Origin of the sequence: Nocardia carnea (genome assembly GCF_029869215.1) — a bacterium.
GTDB classification, from domain to species: domain Bacteria; phylum Actinomycetota; class Actinomycetes; order Mycobacteriales; family Mycobacteriaceae; genus Nocardia; species Nocardia carnea_B.
The window spans coordinates 1-21,435 of sequence record NZ_JARWPM010000188.1 but is presented as its reverse complement, the minus strand read 5'-3'; the positions used below and the strand labels follow the sequence as shown (position 1 = coordinate 21,435).

Below are 21,435 nucleotides of genomic sequence, written 5' to 3'. Positions count from 1 at the left end.
GGCGCGGCGGGGGGCCGGGGGGGGGGGGGCGGGCCGCCGCAGGGTGGGGCGGGGGGGGTGTTTTGGCGGGGATTGGTTACTTTCGTGCGGTGGGTTAGGCGGGTGGGCTTGTTTTTCGGTCGGTTTCGGGCTTTCGGGTGGGCCGCTTCCTCGGCGAGGCCCGCCCGGTCCGGCGGGCCTATCCTCTTCTGGTGGTTCCGGTCGCCCGGTTGCGGGCGAACCGGCTGCGCTGACCGAACTGGACGGGCGACTGTTGCCGGCCCTCGCCGCGGACGGGCGCGCGGCGTACCCCAGGCCGGCCGGGACACTCGGCTGGTCCGAATCCGCGGTACGCCGCCGGGTGGACGAACTGTCCGGTGATGCGGAGGTCGACAGCGCCCTTGTGTGGCGGATCGTCGAACGCGGCGGTTCAGCCGGCCGACCGCGGCGCCCGCCACATCGGCCACAGCTCCGGTCCGCCCCCGGGGAGGCTGATCGTGCCCGTCACCTCGAACCCGAATCGTTCGTAGTAGCCGATGTTCACCCGCTTACTCGATTCGAGGTAGGCCGGAACTCCTTCCCGATCGCACTGATCCAGCCGCGCGTCGAGCAACGCCCGCCCGTATCCACTGCCGCGGTGCCCTGGATCGGTGCCGAGGGTCGCGAGATACCAATGGGGTTCGTCCGGATGGGCGGCCGTCATGAGGTCCATCAATTGTTTGCCTGCCCGCATCCGGCCACCCAACGCACGGAACAACTGGGGAAACATCCGCAGTTCGGTCAGCGGAGACGATTTCCAGCGTCCGGGCGGATCCCACAGCGCGGCTCCGGCGATCGTTTCCGCCGGGTCCACGGCGATATCCACACCTCCGGATGCGAAATGCTGGTGCCTGGTACTGGCTTCGAAAAGTCGTGACAGGCCCCCCACCCGCCGCCGCGCGTCCGGCAACAACCATTCCATGACCGGATCGTCATGGAAGGCCGCGGCCAGCGTGCGCGCCAGCGCCGCGATCTCGGTATGCCGGGCCGGCCGTACCTCGAACTGGTTCGGCATTGCGGTGTCCACCCTCTCCTCGATGTGATCCCCGCTGGCCGCGACCGCGTCGGGCCGGAACCGGCCCAGCCGTACGGCGCCGGTCCTGCCGACGGCCGGACCACGGGGGTTGCCGAGGACAGTAACCCGGCCCGGTGACACGGCGCGCGGCCGCTTCTCGCCGCGGTGTGGTTCGGCCGGACGGCCGGCGGGTGCCCTCGGCCGCCGGTGCTTCCGGTCAGGCTTCGCCGGGGGCCGCGGGGATCAGTTTGTGGGGTTCACCGCGCAGGGTCGCGCTCGCCCACCAGGCGGCCTCCACCAGGGCGATACCCACGGCGCCGCAGACGAAGGCGGCGGTGGTGAGGCGGAGGTTCGACGGGTCGAGGGCGAAGAATTCGCGGGTGAACGGCACGGTGAACAACACCAGGTAGGCGAGCACCGAGACCCCCAGCAGGACGATCTTCCACCAGTTGTAGGGGCGCGCGACGATGGCCAGCACCCAGACCGCGATCATGATCAGGGTGATCAATGCGGTGGTTCCGGCCTGCATCTTCTGCTGATCGCTGGCCTCCGGGCCGGCGTAGGCGATCAGATAGGCGATGAAGGTCGCGGTGCCGATCACCACCCCCGACGGGATCGCCAGCCGCATCACCCGCCCGACGAAACCGCTGCGGGCCCGTTCGTTGTTCGGGGCCAGCGACAGGATGAAGGCCGGGATACCGATGGTGAACCAGGCCGCGATCGTCACATGCCGCGGCAGGAACGGATAACCGATGGGCTCGTAACCGAAGATCTGCGAGCCCACGCCCGCGACGCCGATCAGGAACGCCAGCAGCACCGAGTACACGGTCTTGGTGAGGAACAGGTTCGAGACCCGCTCGATATTGCCGATCACCCGCCGGCCCTCCCCTACCACGTACGGCAGGGTGGCGAATTTGTTGTCGAGCAAGACGATCTGCGCGACCGCCCGGGTCGCCGGACTACCCGCGCCCATGGCGACACCGATATCGGCGTCCTTGAGCGCCAGCACATCGTTCACCCCGTCACCGGTCATGGCGACGGTGTGCCCGCGCGATTGCAGCGCGCCGACCATGGCCCGCTTCTGGTCCGGCCGGACCCGGCCGAAGGTGGTCTGCTCGTCGAGTACCGCCGCGAGTTCGTCCCGGTCCTCGGGCAGGCTGCGGGCGTCGACGGCGTGCTCGCCGCCGGGCAGGTCCAAGGATGCGGCGACGGCACCGACCGAGACGGCATTATCGCCGGAGATGACCTTGATCGACACATCCTGGCTCGCGAAATAGTCCAGGGTGTCGCGGGCGTCCGGCCGGACCTTCTGCTCCAGTACCACCAGCGCGACGGGTGTGATCATCCCGGGCGCGCCCGCGGCATCGACGGGCCGGTCGCCCCGGGCGAGCAGCAGCACCCGTAATCCGGTGGCGCCGAGTTCCTCCGCGGCGCGGGCATCGGCCGAACCGGAGTCCAGGAGCACATCGGGTGCGCCCAGCAGCCAGTCGCCGTGCTCGCCGTAGGAGAACCCGCTCCATTTCTTCGCCGACGAGAACGGCGCCACCGCGGTGTATTTCCACCCGGGTGTCTCCGGCAGCGCCTCGGCGATCGCCTGCACGCTGGCGTTCGGCCGCGGGTCGTCGGCCGCCATCGCGGCCAGCGCCTGCCGGGCCAGGGTTTCCGCGGCGGAACCGGTTTCGATCATCCGCAGTTCGGCCAGCCGCATCCCGTTCTCGGTGAGTGTGCCGGTCTTGTCCGCGCACACCACATCCACCCGCGCCAGGCCCTCGATCGCCGGCAGCTCCTGCACCAGGCATTTGCGCTGCCCCAGGCGCACCACCCCGACCGCGAACGCGATCGAGGTCATCAGCACCAGACCCTCCGGCACCATCGGCACCAGCGCCGCCACCATCCCGGTGACCGCGGGCCGCCACGATTCCCCGCTGGACACCAGCTGGTTGTAGATGCTCAAGGCCCCGGCCGGGATGAGCAGATAGGTGATGACCTTCAGGATCGTGTCGATCCCGTTGCGCAGCTCCGAATTCACCAGCGTGAATTTGCTGGCCTCCGCGGCCAGTTTCGCCGCGTAGGCATCCTTACCGACCTTGGTGGCGCGGTAGGCGCCCGACCCCGACACCACGTAGCTGCCCGAGAGCACCTGGGCGCCCGCCTCTTTGGCCACATCGTCGGATTCGCCGGTGAGCAGCGATTCGTCCACCTCGAGCAGTTCGGCCTCGGCGACCACACCGTCCACCACGATCTGATCCCCCGGCCCGAGTTCGATCAGATCGTCGAGCACCACATCCTTGGGCGCGATCTGCTCGGCGCGCCCGTCGCGGCGCACGGTGGGCCGGGCCTGGCCGACGATGGCCAGCCGGTCCAGGGTGCGTTTGGCCCGGACCTCCTGGATGATCCCGACCGCGCTGTTGGCCACGATCAGCAGCCCGAACATCCCGTCGATCACCGATCCGGTGGCCATGACCAGGACGAACAGCACACCCAGGATGGCGTTGATCCGGGTGAACACATTCGCCCGGACGATATCGCGCACCGAACGGCTCGCCCGGTCGGGCACATCGTTGGTGAGCCCGTCGCGGCGCCGCTGCGCCACCTCCGCCGCGGTGAGCCCGGGTGCCCTGACGGCCTGCACAGTGGTCGACATGACGGTCAGCCTAGTGACAGGCCGCGCAGGGCCGGATCGAAGGCGGCGCCACGGCCGGCCGGCTCACCAGGCGACGTCGATCGGGCCGGGTGTCCAGGTGCCCGGGTGCTGCTCCTGGGTGATCCGCGGGCGCGCCGGTACGGCGTCCGGCTCGATCGGCAGGAACTGCTGGAGCTGGCCCCAATCGCGGTCCCAGTCGTGGTTCAGGTAGGTCGGCAGGGTGCGGGCGTGCAGCAGCAATTCGGTCCAGCCGAGCGGGCCGCCGCCGTCGTGGTTCTGCCACAAGTTGGTGTCGTGGGCGCCGACCCGGTCCGGCAGGATGCGGTACTTCGGCACCTCCGCGATCCCGGTGCGGTGATCGAACGGCCGCTGGCACGGGAACTGCAGGCCGACCGCCCAGTCCAGCAGCACGGGGTCGGTGGAACCGACCACCGTGTTCAGGTCCTGCGTCTGCGGGATCCGCGGCGGGGTGAAGGCCAGCCACTGGCGCGGGTCGCGGTCCCGGTCGGCGGCGACGATCCGCACGGTATCGGCATCGGCGTAGCCGTCCAGCGGAACCCGCAGGTTACGCCAGGACGGTGCGGGCCCGATATCGATCGGGTTCACCCGCCGCAGCGGCACCGGGTCGGTGGCCGAACCACCGGGCGCGGTGGTCGACCCGAATTCCAGTTCGAGGGACTGCCCGTGGGTGACCACGCCGTCGGCGTCGCGCGACCAGATCCGGCCGGCCGCGCTGAGCGCGAGAATCTCGGCGCGTTCGGCGACGGGCGGCAGCCGGAACCAGCCGCTGGTGAGTTCGGCCGGGCCGTCCGCCTGATTGCTGCCCAGCACCGGGGTTGCCGGATCGAGACCGAACGGCAATGCGGGACTGGAGGTTTCGGTGGCCACCCCGGTTCCGGCGGTGGCGTCACCCATCGAATCGGCGATGGCGGCGTCGGCGCCTTCCTCGGCGTCGGCGCTCAGGTCGCCGGCCACCCCGGTCGGTGTGAAACCGGTGCCAGATCCGGCCAGCGCCGTCGCCGGATCACCGGCGAGCGGGGTGAGCATGCCGCGGTTCGGGTCGGTTTCCACCAGCACATGCGGCGCCAGCCCGCAGGCGTTGCCGGTGAGCGCACCCAGATTGGAACTCGCCAGCGAGAACGCCGGATACTGCGCGACCGCCCCCTTCGCGAACGACGCGACCTCGAAGAGCACCATGAACGCCGCCGCCACCGTGAGCGGCGGGATCTTCGCGAACCGCCACCCCCATCGGGAGATCCGGTGATGTCCGGTATCAGGCGCGCGGACATGCCACCATGCGGCCAAGGCCAGTAGCAACACGGCCCCCAGCAGGAAGACCTTGTTGACGGCGAGACCCGCCACCGACGGCTGTTTGTCCCACCACGGAATGCTGAAGGACGAGACGTACCACCAGCCGTTGGGTCCGGAGAACACCAGCGCCATCAGGAACGCCACGCCGGCGGCGAACAGCGCCCGATTCCGCGGCCCCCGCATCACCCGCGGCCCGACCGCCACCGCGGTGAGCACCGCGACCGCGCCCGCCAGCCCGGCGAACACTCCCAGGTGGTGGGTCCATTTGGTGGGGGTGGTCATCATCAGCGCCATCGCGCCGACGGTCACGCCCAGGATCCGGCGCGACGGCCCCACGGCGGCGGTCGGGATCCGGCCGCCCTTGTGCAGCAGGGTCACCAGGCAGACCACCAGACCGGCGACCATCACGAAGATCCCGAACCGGCGGGCCAGCGAACCGTCCACCGTGCCCATGAACAGGTACTGGTAACGCAGGTACTCGTCGAACCACAGCACATTCGGCCCGGCCAGCTCGTGCACCCGGCGCATTTCCATCATGGCGGCGAACGTCTGGTCCGCGAACGCCACCACCAGCACCAGGACGCCCGCGGCGGCGAGCGGTAGCAACTGGGCGAGCCACCCGACCCGCCGCGCCCGCGCCGCGAGGATCTTGAACAGCGGGCGCAGCCCGGCCAGCAGCGCGGCCAGGCAGATGATCCCGTGCGGCCCCGCGGTACAGCTGAACGCCGCGATCAGGATGCCGATCGCGAACGGCAGCAGCCGCCGGGTCGCGATCCCGCGCTCCACCGAGCACCAGGTCAGCAGCACTCCGAGGGCGACCATCGGCTCGGGACGCAAACCGTTGTTGTAGGGCAGCCATACCGCGAGGAACACCAGCGCACCGGTCCACGGCACGAACCGGTTGCGGTGCAGCGCCGCCCCGAAGCGCGGTACGACCTCCCGGCTGATCACCATCCAGGCCACCAGACCCGCCAGCAATGTCGGCAGCCGCACCCAGGGACTGGCCGTGCTCACCTGCGCCAGCAACCCGATGATGTCGTAATAGGGTGTGCCGATCGGATTCTCCGGCACCCCGAAGTAGCGGAAATAGTTCGCCATGTACCCCGCCGCCTGCGAGGTACGGCCCATCCCGAACTGGTAGCCGTCGTCGGATGTGGTGGCGCCGATGAAATGCCACAGCACCAGCGTGCCGAGCACCACGAAATCCACCGGCCGGAACGTCCACCAGCGGGCGGGCAGGAAGCGGCGGGCGCGACGCCCGTCGAGACTGTCCAGCCGGTGCAGCGCCACCAGCGAGATCAGCGTCGCCACCACGGCCGTCCAGATCGCGATACGTTTCAGCACCGCCGGGGTGGAGCTGAACCGGCTGTCCACCTCAGCGGTGACGGTGGTGCCGGCCGGATCGGTGAGATCGCTGTACACCCCGACCAGCTGCGGCCGGAAATCCCCGCCCAGCACGACGGGTTCGTGACCGGTGAGGGTGGCCACGGTTTCGGTCATCCCCGCGCCCACGGTCAGCTCACACCCGGGCGCGAGCTCGGCCACCGGGACACTGAACAGGTTCTGGTTGCGCAGTACCACCTCGAGCACGGGGCCCGATTCGGGCGTGGCCGGCCGCACTCGCGCCAGGAATCCGTAGCGTTCCAGATCGGGGGCGCCGTAGGGTGCGGTCGAACTGAGCACTCCGCCGGCGCTCAACTGCTGGATCGCCGCGCAGGGCACGGCGGCGTCGAAACTCAACGGCGCGTAGGCAACCAGCGGCGCCTCGATCGATGCGGCGGAACCGTCCTGCGGCCAGCTCAGCGTCGCCGCGTCCACCCGTACCGGCAGAAACGGCACCGCCACCGCCAGCAGCGCCCCGAGCAGAGCCGACACCAGCGCCACCGGCCGGGCCCAGCCACCCCGCGATCGGGGCCGCGGACTATCGGAGATCTCTGCCGGCTCGGGCGCCGCCACCACCATCGTGTCAGCCACGGAGCGCCATCCTAACGGGCGCGCTCCCGGGGAGCCCACCCGCTGGACCCGCCGCCGCGCACGGGTCACCGGCCGGATACCCGATCGTGCGGACGGCACCGCCCACCCGAGTCCTCGCAGCCGGGAACGGCACCTGCCCGGCGTCCGCACGGAGCGGAACGCACGGGCCCGGCGCGCTGGTTCGACGATCAGCCGGAGTAAAGCGGACCGGCCGGCCCGCTGTGTGCGGACCGGCCGGTGCGAGCGCGTACGTGTCTCAGGCCGTGCAGGCCGGCGACTGGATCTGCGCGTTGGCGAGCATGGTGCAGGTCCACTGCTGCTGGACCTTCCACACCCCGTCCTCGGCGACGAACGGGACATCGGCCACATTGGTCTGGCCGTTCAGCGTGAGGTTCGCCTTCGCCTGGATCTCGGTACCGAAATCCTGCACCTCGGTGACCTCGATCGTCGCGCCGGACTGGGCGTAGAACTGGCTCAGCTTCGACGGCAGCTCCGGATCCGCCTCGGCGCCCTGCACCATCTCCAGCTTTTCCTCGTTCGGGACGTTCGGATCGAGCGCGCGCTGGAGCTGGGCGTTCAGATCGGCCGGAGTCGGGACCGGCGGCGTATCGGCGGCCGCTTCCTCCGTGGTCTCGGCCGCGGCCGAGGTGGTCGCCGCTGTGGTGCCCGAGTCGGAATCATCGCTACCACACGCCGTCAGGGTCAGCGCGGCCACGGCGGCCAGGCCGGCGATCGCGATACGTCCGGTTTTGCGAAGCTTCAACTGCTCGTCCTTTGCGTTCGGGGTTCGGTGTCGTGCGCTGCGGCAGCCCACCGGAACCGGCGGCGCTGCCCGGCACCAACCTACCGGGCGGGTCGTCAGGACAGGCTGCCGAGCGGGTCCGCAGGGCGCAACTCGGTGTTGTCGGCTGCGAACGTACGCGCGATCCCCGGCCCTGTCGAGCGGGACTCGAACCGCACGGTGACCCGCCCATGCCCCGCGCCCTGCACCCACCCGAAGCCGAATTCGGGGTGCCGCACATCCATTCCCGGCCGCCAGTCCACGACGCTACCAGCGCGAACCCGCGAACCCTCCGGCTCGCCGCCGTTTTCGGCGGGGCCGTCGCCGGGCACTCCCGGCACATCGGACAACACACCCGAACCGGGCGCCGGCTCCGGAGATCTCATCGAATCCACAGAACCTTCTTGCTCATCTGCCACGAATCCCGGGCCACTCGCCCCCGATCCCTGCGCATGCCCAGCGGGCCCGTACGGCAAAACGACGGCAATACCCTGCCCCTCCGAGCCACTCGTGGCCCCCTCGCCCGGACCCCTGCCACGGGCCGGCGGATCCGCGCTGACTCCATGCCCCTCCGAACTCCTCGCGACCTCACCACCCGACTCTTCGCCGCGCGCCGGCAGACCCGCGGTAACTCCACGCCTTTCCGAAACGCCCGTACCCTTGCCGGGCCGCCCGCGCGCCGGATCCGCCTGAGCCGGATTCGAATCACCAGGGCCGGCGGGTGCACCGGCCTCCGCGGATTCCGCGCCCCACCGGTCCAATTCGGGAAACAACGACTCCTGCCGGATCGTCGACAGTCCGGCGTACCCGACTCCTACCAGGCGCACCGGCCCCAGTTCGCGCGGATCAACCGCCGCTCGCTGCGCCGCCGCGGTGAGTGTGGGCAGATCCTCGGTCGCGTACGGAAGAGTGGTGGACCGCGTCGTGATACTCATATCGGCACGTTTGAGTTTCAGCACCACGGTGCGCGCGGCGCGACCGTCCCGGACGAGCCGGCGATGCGCGGCCGCCGCCATCTCGGTGATCGCCGGACGCAGCCGTTCCAGCGTGACGATATCGGTCTCGAAGGTGGTTTCCGCGCTGATCTGTTTGGCCTCGGCCCGTTCGGCGACCGGCCGGTCGTCGATCCCCCGCGCCAGCCGGTGCAGCGCCGCACCGACACTGCTGCCCAGGATCGACACCGCCTCCACCTCGGGTAATGCGGCGAACGCCCCCACTGTTTCGATCCCGAGCCCACGCAACCGGCTTTCCGCCACCGGCCCGATCCCCCAGAGTTTGCGTACGGGCAGCCCGGCCAGCAGTTCCTGCTGCTCGCCGGGGGCGATCACCCGGATCCCGTCGGGTTTGGCCATCCCGGAAGCGATCTTGGCGAGCTGTTTGCCTCCGCCGGCGCCCACCGAGGCCACCAGCCCGGTGCGCTCGCGCACCGCGGCCCGCAATTGCGCACAGAATTCCACCACCTCGGCCACCGCCGCCCCGGCCAGCTCCGCCGGTTCCCCGAACGCCTCGTCGAACGACAAGGTCTCGAGCACCGGGATGCGGGCCCGCAAGGTATCGAACACCCGTCCGCTCAGCACCTTGTACAACGCGCCCCGCGGCGGCACCACCACCGCGGTCACCCCCACCAGCCGGCGCGCTTGATGCATCGGCATCGCCGACCGCGCACCGAAGACCCGCGCCTCGTAACTGGCCCCCGCCACCACGCCTCGCGCGCCGGTGCCCCCGACGAGAACCGGCCGGCCCCGCAGCGTCGGGCGGGTGAGCTGCTCGCAGGATGCGAAGAAGGCGTCCATATCGATGTGCAGCACCCAGCGCCGCGCGGTTTCGGCGGCGAACCCGTCCGCGGCCGGCGCACGCCCGTGCTCACCCACCACCGAACGGCCCACCGACGCCGGTCCGTCTCACTTGGGGGTTCGGTCGTGCCCGGGATGGTCCATGACGCGCAATGTACGCGTCCGCACCGACAGGTCCGGCGAGGCCGGTCCGCGACCGCGAAAACCGCAATCGGCCCGCGGAGGTGCTGTGTTTCCGGGCGCCGGTGCCCGCGTGGGTTCGCTGCCCCTCGTCGAAACGCGCGGCGGTGGGGGCCGCAACCGGCGTGCGCGGGGTCTGCGCCATAAACTCACCCGTATGAAGATCCGTAAGGCTGTGATTCCCGCCGCCGGTATCGGTTCCCGGCTGCTGCCGCTGACCAAGGCCATCCCCAAGGAGATGCTGCCGGTCGGCGACAAGCCGGTGATCGAGCACACGGTGCGCGAACTGGTGGCCTCCGGGATCACCGATATCACCATCGTGGTCAGTGGCGGGAAATCGCTCATCCAGGATCATTTCCGGCCCAACCCGGCACTGGTCGCCCAGTTGCGGGCCGACGGGAAGACCGCCTACGCCGACGCGGTGGAGGAGGTCGGTGAACTGTCCCGGCTCGGGCATATCACCTACCTGGACCAGCACGGCCCCTACGGCAACGGCACCCCGGTACTCAACGCCGCCCGCACCGCCGGTGACGAGCCGATGCTGGTGCTGTGGCCCGACGATGTCTTCGTGGCCGAGGTGCCGCGGGCCCAGCAGCTCATCCGGGCCTACGAGTCCACGGGCTGCCCGGTGCTGGCCCTGATGCCGATGAACCCGAACGAATCACAGCGTTACGGCGTCCCGGTGGTACGCGAGGATCTGGACGACGGGCTGCTGCGGATCTCCGGTCTGGTGGAGAAACCCAAACCGGCGGACGCCCCGTCGGCGTACGCGGCGATCGGCGGCTACGTCGTCACCCCCGGCATCATCGACGAACTGCGCACGCAGACCGAGAACTGGTACACCCACCGCACCGGCGAGGTGTACCTGACCGATTCGATCAACGCCTACGCCGCCAACCACGCGGTGTACGGCCAGGTCATCCAGGGCCGCTGGTACGACACCGGCAACCCGGGCGACTATCTGGTCGCCCAGTTCGCCTCGGCGCTGGCCCATCCCGACTACGGCCCGCTGCTGCGGCGTCAGGTGGAATGAGCCGGGCCGGCTAGAAACGCCGGATGCTGTGGACGTAGAACTGCTCGATCGGGGTGAGTCCCACCGGGACACCGGCGCCGTAGGCGTTGAGCACCTGCCCGGACCCGGCGTAGATGCCGACATGCGAGGCGTCCTGGTTGATGATCACCACATCACCGGGCGACAGCGCGTACGGGGGCACCGAGGCGCCGACCTTCGCCTGTTCCCAGGTCGTCCGCGGGAGCAGCACCCCGACCTGGCGGAAGGCCCATTGCACCAGGCCCGAGCAGTCCCAGGTGTTCGGGCCGGTGGCACCCCATTCGTACATCTTCCCGGTCTGTGTGAGCGCGGCGGCCAGCGCGCCGAGACCGCTGGGGGTCGGTACCGGGAGCGCCGCCGAGCCGCTGGCGCTCAGCGAACTGGAGCCGGAGCCCCCCGAACCACTGGCGCTGCCGGAGGGCTGCGCCCAGCCCGGTGCGGCCGCCACCGCGGTGACGGCCGTGGCGAGAAGTAAGCCGGCGCAACTCCGCCGCAGTGCGATTCCGATCACGTGCCCACCCTTCTGCCGGTCGATACGCGGGGCACCGTGCGGTGTCCCGGTTGACTCGCGGCATCCGCCGGACAGGTGGCTACCGCGGACCATCGGAGTTACGCCGGAGCGAATCGACTCCGGCGCAACTCCGCTCAGGTAGAACCTAACGAAATGATCACCGTTCCCGCTGCTCCGAGGGGTCGACGACAGCGGTATCGCGATGATTGTGCCCGGCGCGGGGGTGAGCTACAAGCAACCTGGCAAACACTCAGCGTGTGATGAGAATCACAAAAATGTTTATTGCGTTTGAGTGAGGACGTCGTTCAACGTCTTCAGCACCGCATCCTTCGTCGCCTGCGGGGACTCCACGAAGACACCCACCTGCCAGACCGGTTCGCCCCCGGGCTCCGCGGCGAAATAGCGGCTGAGATCGATGGTGTACTTCCCGTCCTCGTTCGTGGGCGTCTCCACATACGACGTGTTGGGGTCGAACTGCCGCGCCTCGCCCTCTTTGTCGAACCAGTCCGCGTCGAACGTGCTCCGCGTCGCCGCATCGCAGGTGGTGGGGCATTTGCGGATCATCAGGTTCACCCGCTGCCCGGCCTTCGAGTCGCCCTCGTCGACACAGCCCCAGGCGTTGGCGTCGGGGATCGTCTCGATCGAGCCCTTCAGGCATCCCCACGAGCCCGGCGTCCGGAATGCGAAAGGCCAGTCCTTGAAGGCCATGGTGTAGGTGTCTTCGCCGTCCTGGAAAGTGGGCCCGGTCAAGACGACCGGCGTCAGTCCTTCGCGCAGGGCGGGTGTACCCGGCGCCGGCGCGGCGGCGCTCGTGCTGGTGGTAGCGGTGGCCGAGGTGGTGGCGGCGCTGGTCGTCGCCGTGGTCGTACTCGTCGCCGCGGCGGCGTTGTCCTGCGATCCCCCCGACCGCAGGACCACCAGTCCGGCAACACCGGCCAATACCAGGACCACCACCACGGCCAGGACCGCGATCAGCGTCGTGTTGTTGTTCCGTGGCGGACCAGTATGCCCGAGCGGCGGCACCTCCCATGCCCCGTGCTGCGGTGTGGGCTGCGGAAGCTGTCCCGCCGTGTGCCCCCACTGCATTCCCGGCTGCCCGCCCGGAGACGGATTGCCCTGCTGCCACTGCCCCGAAGGGGAGTTCTTGTTCTGTTGCCCTTCGGGGGCATGCTGCCACCACTCGTCGGGATTGTCCGAAGCCATAAGGCCCTACCCTAGTGCGCCGCAGTCTCCCGGTCATGGCCGTAACCTTCCGGGCACTCTGCGGACCCGAGCTACCACCGATGCGCGCCCGCCCCCGGCCCGGCGCACGACGAATACCGGTGCCTCCCGGTCACTCCCGATGTTCCTCGCCGGCCCGGAGCGATACGACGAGCCGGTGTGCGCACCTTCGCGAAGGCACGCACACCGGCCCGGCCGACCGAAGGGCTATCGTCCCGCTTTGGCGACCCGGGCCCGCACCCCACCGGTGAGTTCGGCGCCCGCCGTCCCCACCGGGCCGAATTCCAGTGTCACGGCCAGGATCTCACCGGCGATGAGCTCGCGATGCGACTGTGCCCACTGCTGCCGCTCGGCCGGAACCTCGAGGGTGACGGTGATCCGGTCGGAGACCTCCAGCCCCAGCGACTTCCGGGTCTCCTGCAGATCCCGGATGAGATCGCGGGCCCAGCCCTCGGCCTCCAGTTCCTCGGTGACCACCGAGTTCAGCACCACCAGACCGGCATTGCCGGGCAGTGCCGCGGTGGATTCCGGTTCGGCCGCCGCCAGCCGCTGGGTGTATTCCTCGGGCAGCAGCTCGATTCCGGCCGCGCTGACCACACCGTCGGCACTCTCCGACCAGTCACCGGCCTTCACCGCCTTGATCACCCGCTGCACATCCTTGCCCAGCCGGGGGCCGGCGGCCCGCGCGTTGACCGCCAGTTCGAACCGTCCGTGCGCGGCGATATCGGTGGTCAGATCGACCTTTTTGACGTTCACTTCGTCGGCGATGATATCGGCGTACGGCGCCAGCCGATCCGCGTCGGACGCGGCGATGGTCACCTCCGCCAGCGGCAGCCGGACCCGCAGCTTCTGCGCTTTGCGCAGGCTCAGCACCGTCGAGCACACACTGCGCACCTCGTCCATCGTCGCGACCAGTTCCGGGTCCCGCGGCAGCGTATCGGCGGCCGGCCAATCGGCCAGATGTACCGAACGCTGCCCGGTGAGCCCCCGCCAGATCACCTCGGTGATCAAGGGCAGCAACGGAGCCGCCAGCCGGGTCACCACCTCCAGCACCGTGTGCAGGGTGTCGACACCGTCGCGATCCTCGGCCCAGAACCGCGCCCGCGAGCGCCGCACATACCAGTTGGTGAGCGCGTCGGCGAAGGTCCGCAGTTCCTCGCAGGCGCCGGCGATATCGAACTCCTCCAGCGCCGCGGTCATCCGGTCGCGCGTCTGCGCCAGTTTCGCCAGGATGTAGCGGTCCAGCACATTCGCCGAATCCGTGCGCCAGACACCGGGTTCGCCCGCGTAGAGCTGCAGGAACGTCCACGCGTTCCACAGCGGTCGCAGCGCATGGCTCGCGCCCTCCCGGATCCCGCGCTCGGTGACGATGAGGTTCCCGCCGCGCAGCACCGGCGAACTCATCAGGAACCAGCGCATGGCATCGGAGCCGTCGCGCTCGAACACCTCGTTGACATCCGGGTAATTGCCCTTGGACTTGCTCATCTTGAGCCCGTCGTCGCCCAGCACGATGCCGTGCGCGACCACGTTCGAGAACGCGGGACTGTCGAACAGGGCGGTGGCCAGCACATGCAGGGTGTAGAACCAGCCGCGGGTCTGCCCGTTGTACTCGACGATGAAATCGCCGGGGAAATGGGTGTCGAACCAGTCCTTGTTCTCGAACGGGTAGTGCACCTGCGCGAAGGGCATGGAGCCCGATTCGAACCAGCAGTCCAGCACCTCCGGGACCCGGCGCATGGTGGAGCGACCGGTCGGATCGTCGGGATTGGGCCGGGTCAGCTCGTCGATCATCGGCCGGTGCAGATCGGTGGGCCGGACCCCGAAATCGCGTTCCAGCTCATCGAGCGAACCGTAGACGTCGATCCGGGGGTAGGCGGGATCGTCGGAGGTCCAGACCGGGATGGGGCTGCCCCAGTAGCGGTTGCGGCTGATGTTCCAATCGCGGGCTCCTTCGAGCCACTTCCCGAACTGGCCGTCGCGGATATGCTCCGGTACCCAGTTGACCTGCTTGTTCAGCTCCACCATCCGGTCGCGGAACTCCGTCACCGCGACGAACCAGGACGGCACCGCCATATAGATCAGCGGCTGCCCCGACCGCCAGCTGTGCGGGTAGGAGTGCTCGATGGTCTCGTGCCGCAGCAGCTTCCCGGCGGCCTTGAGATCTTTGATGATCACCGGGTTGGCATCGAACACCATCAGACCCTCGTACGGGGGCACCATCGAGGTGAACTTGCCACCCGGATCGAGCGGCTGCACCAACTCGATGCCGTTGGCGCTGCACACCTCCATATCCTCTTCACCGAACGCCGGCGCGAGATGCACCAGGCCGGTACCGGAATCGGTGGCGACGTAGTCGGCCGACAGCACGCGGTGCGCCCGCGGATGGCCGGCGAAGAAATCGAACGGCGGCCGGTACTCCAGCCCCACCAGCGCGGCACCGTCGTACTCGCCGAGCACCACCGGTTCCTCACCGAGTTCGCGGGCGTAGTGGCCGAGCCGTTCGGCGGCCAGCAGGTAGCGCTTGTCGTCGGCACCGCGCACCTGGACGTAGCGCACATCCGGATGCACCGCGATCGCCAGGTTGGACGGCAGGGTCCACGGGGTGGTGGTCCAGATCAGCGCCGCCACGCCGTCGAGATCGCGCAACGGGTGCTCGTCCGGCACCCGCAGCACCATATCGACCGTGACCGCCGGATCCTGGCGCATCTTGTAGGCATCGTCGAGCCGGGTCTCCTGGTTCGACAGCGGCGTCTGCTCGTACCAGCTGTAGGGCAGGACCCGGAAACCCTGGTAGATGAGGCCCTTCTCGTACAGCGATTTGAATGCCCACATCACCGACTCCATGAAGTCGAGATCGAGGGTTTTGTAATCGTTGTCGAAGTCGACCCAGCGGGCCTGGCGGGTCACATAATCGCGCCATTCACCGGTGTAGCGAAGTACCGAATTCTTGCACGCGGCATTGAATTCCGCGAGACCCATCGAGTCGATCTGTGATTTATCCGTGATACCGAGCTGCTTCTCGGCTTCTATTTCCGCGGGGAGCCCGTGGCAGTCCCAGCCGAATCGCCGGTCGACCCGTTTGCCGAGCATGGTCTGGAAACGCGGGATGACGTCCTTGACGTAGCCGGTGAGCAGATGCCCGTAGTGCGGCAGACCGTTGGCAAACGGCGGGCCGTCGTAGAAAACGAACTCCCCGGCAGCCCCGCCGGTGCGCTGCTCGATACTCGCCCGGAAGGTGCCGTCGGCGGCCCAGGCAGCCAGGACGGACCGCTCCAACTCGGGAAAGCCGGTACCCGATCCGCCGCCGAGATCGACGCGCGGGTAGGCGCTGCTACTGGAATTCTCGTCCGCCATCGCGGATTCACGTCTCCTCGTGCCCGGCGCCGGAGCGCGCTGTGTACGGCACGGGGACGACGACCGGCACAATCGGTGCGCCGGTACCGCGGTACCACCCCGTTTGCCCACCGGCCGCCGGCCGGTAGACCTCTCGTTACGAGCTGTGACGGGCTCACCCGTTCGGTTCTACTGAGCGCCCGCAGCAGGTGAAACCGCTGCTGCCGGGCGCCGTTCTTCCGAAGGCTCCCCGGTGATGGCCGGATCGTCGCCTGTCAGGTTTGATTCTAACCGTGACGGTCAACCCACTTATACAGCGCCCGCCACCGCGCCGTATGGAAGGACAGTCCGGTTCTCGCTCGTAGCAGTTCTCGTCAACGTTTCGCGTGCTGGTCCCGCGGCGGCAATTCCTCATCGGGCGCACGCATCGACAGCGCGCTCACCAGCAACACCACAGCACCCAGTCCGCACACCACGATGCAGCCCCAGGCCCAGACCACCGAGCCGGTGGTCAAGGACAGGATCAGCAGCACCAGGCCGATCGCGGCGAGCGCCAGTGTCAGGACAAGCATGATGACCCCCAGGACAGCAGGCCGGGTGCCCGTACGCGCCCAGCGGTATCGAGCGCTTACTCGCCCTTGCCGAACGAGGCGGGGGCAAGCTGGTTGGCCCCGGTATCGAAGCTGTCGCCTTCGTCCACCGGTACGGCCGACCCACGGTTCTCCAGCTCTTCGAGCTGCGATTCCAGATACGATTTCAACCGCACCCGATATTCACGTTCGAAGGTTTTGAGGGTCTGGATCCGGCTCTCGAGGACATTGCGCTGCTGGGTGATGGTGCCCATGATCTCGGTGTGCTTGCGCTCGGCGTCGGCCTGCAGGGCGTCGGCCTTCTCCTTGGCCTGGCGCAGCTGGCTGTCCGAACGGGTCTGCGCGTCGGAGAGCATGGACTCCGACTTGTGCCGAGCGTCGGCGATCATCTCTTCCGAGCGGGCCCGCGCATCGTTGACCAGACGTTCGGAATTGGCCCGCGCATTGGCCAGCAAATTCTCGGCTTCGCTCTTGGCGTCGCTGGTGAGCCGGTCGGCCATTTCCTGCGCCAGGCTCAGCACCTTCGCGGCCTGCATATTCGCATCGGCACCGGCATCGGTCGGGGCGGGCGCCGCCGGCACCACCGGAATGGGTACCGAGGGCGGTGCCTGGACCGGCGGTTTGATGGGTTCGGGCGGCGGTGCCTGTGGTACCGGTTTACCCAGCGAACCCGCCGGACCGCGGCTGCTCTTGGCATCGGCCAGTTCCGCGTCGAGCTCGGCAACCCGCTGGCGAAGGTCCGCGTTCTCCTCGATCAGCCGGGAAAGTTCCTGTTCGACCAGATCCAGGAAGGCGTCGACTTCGTCCTCGTTGTAGCCGCGTTTGCCGATCGGCGGTTTGCTGAACGCGACGTTGTGCACATCGGCTGGGGTCAGCGGCATGGAAGGATCCCTTCGCGCGTTGTCAGATCTAGCGGCTCTGGCAAGTCTTCTCGGACCATTCTGTCACACCGGAGTTACCGACCCGCCGAGGCTGCTGACGACCGACATCAGGATGAACACCAGGAACAGCAGGACCATAATCGACAGATCCAGGCGAATTCCGCCCAGTGAGATCGGCGGTATCAGCCGCCGGAGCAGCTTCACGGGGGGATCGGTGATCGTGAAGATCACCTCGAGGATCACCACGACCACCCCGGTGGGACGCCAGTCGCGGGCGAAACTACGGATGAACTCGACGATCACCCGGCTGATGAGCAACAGCCAGAAGATGAACAGTACGAAGTACAGCACCGCGAACAAGGCCACGATCTCACTCTGCCGCAAAATCGGCGCGGTGCAAAATGCCCGCGCCGATTACGGTCCCGGCAACGCCGCGCCCGGCCCGGGCGCGGCGTGCGTTATTTCTGGTTGTAGAAGCCGGTTTCGGCGATCCGGCGCCGCTCCTCGGCCGATACGTCGACATCGGCCGGGGAGAGCAGGAACACCTTGGTGGCGACCTTGTCGAACGAGCCGCGCAGGGCGAAGGCCAGTCCGGCGGCGAAATCCACCAGGCGTTTGGCGTCGGCGTTGCTGAGGTCGACCAGGTCCATGATCACCGGGTTGCCCTCGCGGAACCGCTCGCCGATTATCGCGGCCTCGCTGTAGTCACGCGGGCGCAGCGTGGTGATCTTGGACAAGGGACCTCCGTCCTCGAAGATCGCGGGACGGCGGGCGGCGGCCGGTTCGGGGCGGACCCGTTCGGCCAGCCGGCGCTCCTCGGCATCGGGATCGACTGCCAGCGCTCCCCTGGTCGCGCCACGCAGGGAGGCACCGCCGCCCGGACGATACCGGCCGGAGGCGGCGGCGTCGATCCGGGTGGGGCGGCGCGGGCCCTCGTAGTCGTCGGCGTAGGCGTCGCCCGGGTAGTCGTCGCGCCGGGGCGGCGGATAGCTGGGCTGGTAGGACGACTTGTACGGGGCGTCGCGATAGTCGGGACCGTCGTAGCGGTCCTCGGCGTACCGGTCGTAGTCCGGACGATCGTCGTAGTCGCGGGGAGCGCGGTCGGAGTAGTCACGCGGCCGGCGCGCGCCGCGATCCTCGACCCCGCGGGGGGTGCGATCGTCGACGTAGTCGTCTTCGTAATCCTCGAGCGGAACCATGCCGAAGTACGCCTTGAACTTGTGCAGCGTGCTCATTCTGGTCGACCTTCCTTCGGCCCCGGTGGCGGCCGGGTGTTGAAGTCTTGCTCAGCCCTCGTCGTGTCCCAGCATATGTGTCGAATGTGACTGATGAGGTTTGTTTGCTACGCCGAGGTTATCGGTCGCTCGCCCATGAGGGCGGTACCGACACGCACACATGTCGATCCATGGGCAATAGCCCTTTCAAGATCGTTCGACATTCCGGCGGACAGTTCCGTGGCCGCGGGGTGATCGGCGCGCAGGCGCGCGTGCAGTTCGGCCAGGCGCGCGAATTGCGCGTCCGGATCGGCGGCCAACGGCGGAATTGCCATAATCCCTGCTAAGCGCAGTTCCGCGGATTTCGCGATACGGTCCGCCAGCGCGGGTACGCCCCCGGGTTCCACGCCGCCGCGGCTCGGGTCGGCGTCCAGGCTCACCTGGATCAGTACCTCCAGCGGTGCCGTCCGGTCACCGTCGTCCAGCGCGGCCGCCACGGCCGATTCCAGTGCGGTCGCCAGACGTTCGCTGTCCACCGAATGGACGGTGTGCGCCCAGCGCGCGACGTGCCGCGCCTTGTTCCGCTGCAACCGGCCGATCAGATGCCAGCGCAGCGGGCGCAGTTCGCGGAGTTCCGCGGCTTTGGCGCCGGCCTCCTGCGGCCGGTTCTCCCCGAAATCATGGCGACCCAGACGATGCAGCACCGCGATGTCCGAAGCCGGGAAATATTTCGTCACCGGCAGCAGGCGTACCTCGCCCGGATCGCGGCCCGCAGCCTCGCACGCAGCGTCGATCCGCGCGAGCAGACCGGTGAGCCGGCGGGCCAGCTCATCGGCCCGTGCTGCGTTCCCCGGCGTACTCGTCCCGGTGTCCGGGACACCGGGACCGGGTGCGCCCCGGCCCGCCGCGCCGGACCACTCCTCCGCCGCACGACCGGGTAGCTGCCCCGACTCCGCCGGCGACGACGGGGATTCGCGGACGGTCCGGTCGTCACCGGAGGCGCCGCTCATCGGCCGCCACCCCGCCGGCTCCGTAGCGCTGTCGTCATCCCTGTCCTCCTCCGCACTCGGCTGCCGGCAGCCGCCGTATGGCGGCGCGGCCGGTTCGGTGGTCATCGCCGTGGTGCTGCCCGCCGGCACCGGCCGGGCGGCACCGGAACCCTCACGCGGCGGGTTCCATCCAGATCACGCTGCCCAGCCGGCCGGTGGGCGCGCCGCGGCGGTGGCTGAACAAGGTCGCGTCCTCGATCGTGCAGCGGGGGTCCTCGGCGATGGCCCCCACCCCGGCCTCGGTGAGCTGACGCCGGATCCCCGCGCGCAGATCCAGCCCCGGTGTACCCCGCACGGTGGTCGTGGCGCTACCCGGCAGATGCGCCTCGACATCGGCGCGCATCTCGGCGGGCACCTCGTACTGCCGGCCGCTGGCCGCCGGCCCCAGCAGCGCGCCGATCCGCTCGGGCCGCGCACCGGCGGCGATCATCGCGTCCAGCACCCGCCCGACGATCCCGATCCGCGCCCCGACCCGGCCCGCGTGCACCGCGGCGATCACCCCGGCCTGGTCGTCGGAGAGCAGGATGGGCACGCAATCGGCGGTCAGCACCACCAGCGCCAGCCCCGGCCGGGTGGTGACCAACGCATCGGTACCCGGCACCGCTTCGGTACGCGGGCCGTCGACAGTCGCCACGGTGCGGCCATGGATCTGATCCATCCAGATCAAGTGGTCGGCGGGCAGTCCGAGCGAGGCGGCGAGGCGGGCCCGGTTGCGGCGCACCGCTTCCGGATCGTCGCCGACGTGATCGCCGAGGTTGAACGAGTCGTAGGGCGGCGCGGAGAAACCCCCGGCGCGCGTGGTCACTACCCGTCGAACAGTGAGTACCGGTGGCGCAGTCATGATGTCGAGCCTAATAGGCACGGAGCGGCACAGCCCACCGGCAGACCGCGCCCGGACGGAGCGGCCTCCGGTCAGCGGCGCATGAAATCCGGAACGTCCACATCGTCGTCGTCGTCGGGCAGCTCCTGCGCCGGCGGCTGGATATGGGACCGGCTGCTGTGGCCCAGCCCCGGATCCACCGCCGACCGGCGTTCGGTATCGCGGTAGCTCGGCGCCGGGCCACGGGCGACGGACGAACCGGAATCGGCGGCGCGGATCGGCGCCGGTTCCTCCGAATGGCTCCGGCCCGCACCGAGTTCGGCGGGCCGGGAATGACCGAGTTCGGGGCTCCGCGAGGACTGCGCGGAGATCTCCGTGGTACGGCCGGAGCCGAGCGACCCCCGGCTGCTCGGTGATTCGAAGGTGCGCCGGGCGGGCCCGCCACCGTCGAACCCGGCGGCGATCACGGTGACGCGTACTTCGTCGCCGAGCGAATCGTCGATCACCGTACCGAAGATGATGTTGGCCTCGATATGCGCCGCTTCCTGCACCAGCGAGGCGGCCTCGTTGATCTCGAACAGACCCAGATCCGAACCGCCGGCGATCGAGAGCAGCACGCCGTGCGCGCCGTCCATCGAAGCTTCCAGCAGCGGCGAATTGATCGCCGCCTCGGCGGCTTTGACCGACCGGCCCTCACCGCGTGAGGAACCGATACCCATCAGCGCGCTACCGGCACCCGACATCACGCTCTTGACGTCGGCGAAGTCGACGTTGATCAGGCCCGGGGTGGTGATCAGGTCGGTGATGCCCTGGACACCGTTGAGGAGTACCTCGTCGGCGGAGCGGAAGGCGTCCATCAGGCTCACCGCGGCATCGCCGAGCTGCAACAGCCGGTCGTTCGGGATGACGATCAGGGTGTCGCAGGATTCGCGCAGCAGGTTGATACCCACCTCGGCCTGATTACCGCGGCGTTTGCCCTCGAACGAGAACGGCCGGGTCACCACGCCGATGGTCAGCGCACCCAGTTTGCGCGCGATACTCGCGACCAC

At 69.1% G+C, this 21,435-nt stretch carries 16 protein-coding genes and 1 pseudogene; 2 read left to right on the top strand and 15 right to left on the bottom strand.

The genetic code is table 11. The features are described 5' to 3' along the window. Positions 1-43 precede the first annotated feature (43 nt). Positions 44-340: pseudogene (locus QH276_RS12725) on the top strand (AsnC family protein); the annotation flags it as partial. Between the two features lie 69 nt (positions 341-409). Here QH276_RS12725 and QH276_RS12720 read toward each other — a convergent pair. From QH276_RS12720 to QH276_RS12700, 5 genes are all read right to left on the bottom strand, one after another. After that, complete coding sequence (locus tag QH276_RS12720) at positions 410-1,033, bottom strand: GNAT family N-acetyltransferase (RefSeq protein ID WP_280398443.1); 624 nt, start codon at positions 1,031-1,033, stop codon at positions 410-412. Positions 1,034-1,250: 217 nt separating this feature from the next. Further along, positions 1,251-3,677, bottom strand: coding sequence for an HAD-IC family P-type ATPase (locus tag QH276_RS12715; RefSeq protein WP_280398424.1), 2,427 nt, complete (start codon positions 3,675-3,677; stop codon positions 1,251-1,253). A gap of 63 nt (positions 3,678-3,740) precedes the next feature. Then, positions 3,741-6,962, bottom strand: coding sequence for an arabinosyltransferase domain-containing protein (locus QH276_RS12710; protein ID WP_432278605.1), 3,222 nt, complete (start codon positions 6,960-6,962; stop codon positions 3,741-3,743). A 256-nt stretch (positions 6,963-7,218) separates the two neighbouring features. Then, a complete protein-coding gene (locus tag QH276_RS12705) occupies positions 7,219-7,725 on the bottom strand; it encodes a hypothetical protein (protein WP_280398425.1) in 507 nt (168 codons plus the stop codon). Positions 7,726-7,820: 95 nt separating this feature from the next. Further along, positions 7,821-9,629, bottom strand: coding sequence for a DNA polymerase IV (locus QH276_RS12700; RefSeq protein ID WP_280398426.1), 1,809 nt, complete (start codon positions 9,627-9,629; stop codon positions 7,821-7,823). Positions 9,630-9,873: 244 nt separating this feature from the next. Between QH276_RS12700 and QH276_RS12695 the strand changes: the two genes are divergently transcribed. After that, a complete protein-coding gene (locus QH276_RS12695) occupies positions 9,874-10,749 on the top strand; it encodes a UTP--glucose-1-phosphate uridylyltransferase (protein WP_280398427.1) in 876 nt (291 codons plus the stop codon). A gap of 10 nt (positions 10,750-10,759) precedes the next feature. Here the strand turns inward: QH276_RS12695 and QH276_RS12690 are convergent, their stop codons facing one another. The 10 genes from QH276_RS12690 to QH276_RS12645 all read right to left on the bottom strand — a co-directional run. Next, complete coding sequence (locus tag QH276_RS12690) at positions 10,760-11,263, bottom strand: NlpC/P60 family protein (RefSeq protein ID WP_432278607.1); 504 nt, start codon at positions 11,261-11,263, stop codon at positions 10,760-10,762. A gap of 294 nt (positions 11,264-11,557) precedes the next feature. Beyond that, positions 11,558-12,481, bottom strand: coding sequence for a hypothetical protein (locus QH276_RS12685; RefSeq protein WP_280398428.1), 924 nt, complete (start codon positions 12,479-12,481; stop codon positions 11,558-11,560). A 225-nt stretch (positions 12,482-12,706) separates the two neighbouring features. After that, positions 12,707-15,853, bottom strand: a complete 3,147-nt coding sequence (gene ileS / locus QH276_RS12680; protein WP_280398429.1) for an isoleucine--tRNA ligase — start codon at positions 15,851-15,853, stop codon at positions 12,707-12,709. A gap of 353 nt (positions 15,854-16,206) precedes the next feature. After that, positions 16,207-16,404 (bottom strand): hypothetical protein, encoded by a 198-nt coding sequence (locus QH276_RS12675; protein WP_280398430.1) that lies wholly within the window; start codon positions 16,402-16,404, stop codon positions 16,207-16,209. Positions 16,405-16,460: 56 nt separating this feature from the next. Further along, positions 16,461-17,303: a DivIVA-like cell division protein Wag31 gene (gene wag31 / locus QH276_RS12670; RefSeq protein WP_280398431.1), complete on the bottom strand. Its 843-nt coding sequence runs from the start codon at positions 17,301-17,303 to the stop codon at positions 16,461-16,463. A gap of 63 nt (positions 17,304-17,366) precedes the next feature. Further along, positions 17,367-17,669 (bottom strand): YggT family protein, encoded by a 303-nt coding sequence (locus tag QH276_RS12665; protein ID WP_280398432.1) that lies wholly within the window; start codon positions 17,667-17,669, stop codon positions 17,367-17,369. A 92-nt stretch (positions 17,670-17,761) separates the two neighbouring features. After that, positions 17,762-18,538, bottom strand: a complete 777-nt coding sequence (locus QH276_RS12660; RefSeq protein ID WP_280398433.1) for a cell division protein SepF — start codon at positions 18,536-18,538, stop codon at positions 17,762-17,764. Positions 18,539-18,645: 107 nt separating this feature from the next. Then, complete coding sequence (locus QH276_RS12655) at positions 18,646-19,344, bottom strand: YggS family pyridoxal phosphate-dependent enzyme (protein ID WP_280398446.1); 699 nt, start codon at positions 19,342-19,344, stop codon at positions 18,646-18,648. Between the two features lie 334 nt (positions 19,345-19,678). Then, positions 19,679-20,407, bottom strand: coding sequence for a peptidoglycan editing factor PgeF (gene pgeF / locus QH276_RS12650; protein ID WP_280398434.1), 729 nt, complete (start codon positions 20,405-20,407; stop codon positions 19,679-19,681). A gap of 71 nt (positions 20,408-20,478) precedes the next feature. Next, positions 20,479-21,435, bottom strand: a 957-nt coding sequence (locus QH276_RS12645) for a cell division protein FtsZ (RefSeq protein WP_280406739.1), incomplete at its 5' end; no start/stop codon positions are given.

What these genes read in the sequence shown, in the direction of transcription:
- QH276_RS12720 (WP_280398443.1), bottom strand. Translation starts at nt 1,033, where the DNA reads ATGCCGAACCAGTTCGAGGTACGGCCGGCCCGGCATACCGAGATCGCG.
- QH276_RS12715 (WP_280398424.1), bottom strand. Translation starts at nt 3,677, where the DNA reads ATGTCGACCACTGTGCAGGCCGTCAGGGCACCCGGGCTCACCGCGGCG.
- QH276_RS12695 (WP_280398427.1), top strand. Translation starts at nt 9,874, where the DNA reads ATGAAGATCCGTAAGGCTGTGATTCCCGCCGCCGGTATCGGTTCCCGG.
- QH276_RS12685 (WP_280398428.1), bottom strand. Translation starts at nt 12,481, where the DNA reads ATGGCTTCGGACAATCCCGACGAGTGGTGGCAGCATGCCCCCGAAGGG.
- ileS (WP_280398429.1), bottom strand. Translation starts at nt 15,853, where the DNA reads ATGGCGGACGAGAATTCCAGTAGCAGCGCCTACCCGCGCGTCGATCTC.
- QH276_RS12675 (WP_280398430.1), bottom strand. Translation starts at nt 16,404, where the DNA reads ATGCTTGTCCTGACACTGGCGCTCGCCGCGATCGGCCTGGTGCTGCTG.
- wag31 (WP_280398431.1), bottom strand. Translation starts at nt 17,303, where the DNA reads ATGCCGCTGACCCCAGCCGATGTGCACAACGTCGCGTTCAGCAAACCG.
- QH276_RS12660 (WP_280398433.1), bottom strand. Translation starts at nt 18,538, where the DNA reads ATGAGCACGCTGCACAAGTTCAAGGCGTACTTCGGCATGGTTCCGCTC.
- pgeF (WP_280398434.1), bottom strand. Translation starts at nt 20,407, where the DNA reads ATGACTGCGCCACCGGTACTCACTGTTCGACGGGTAGTGACCACGCGC.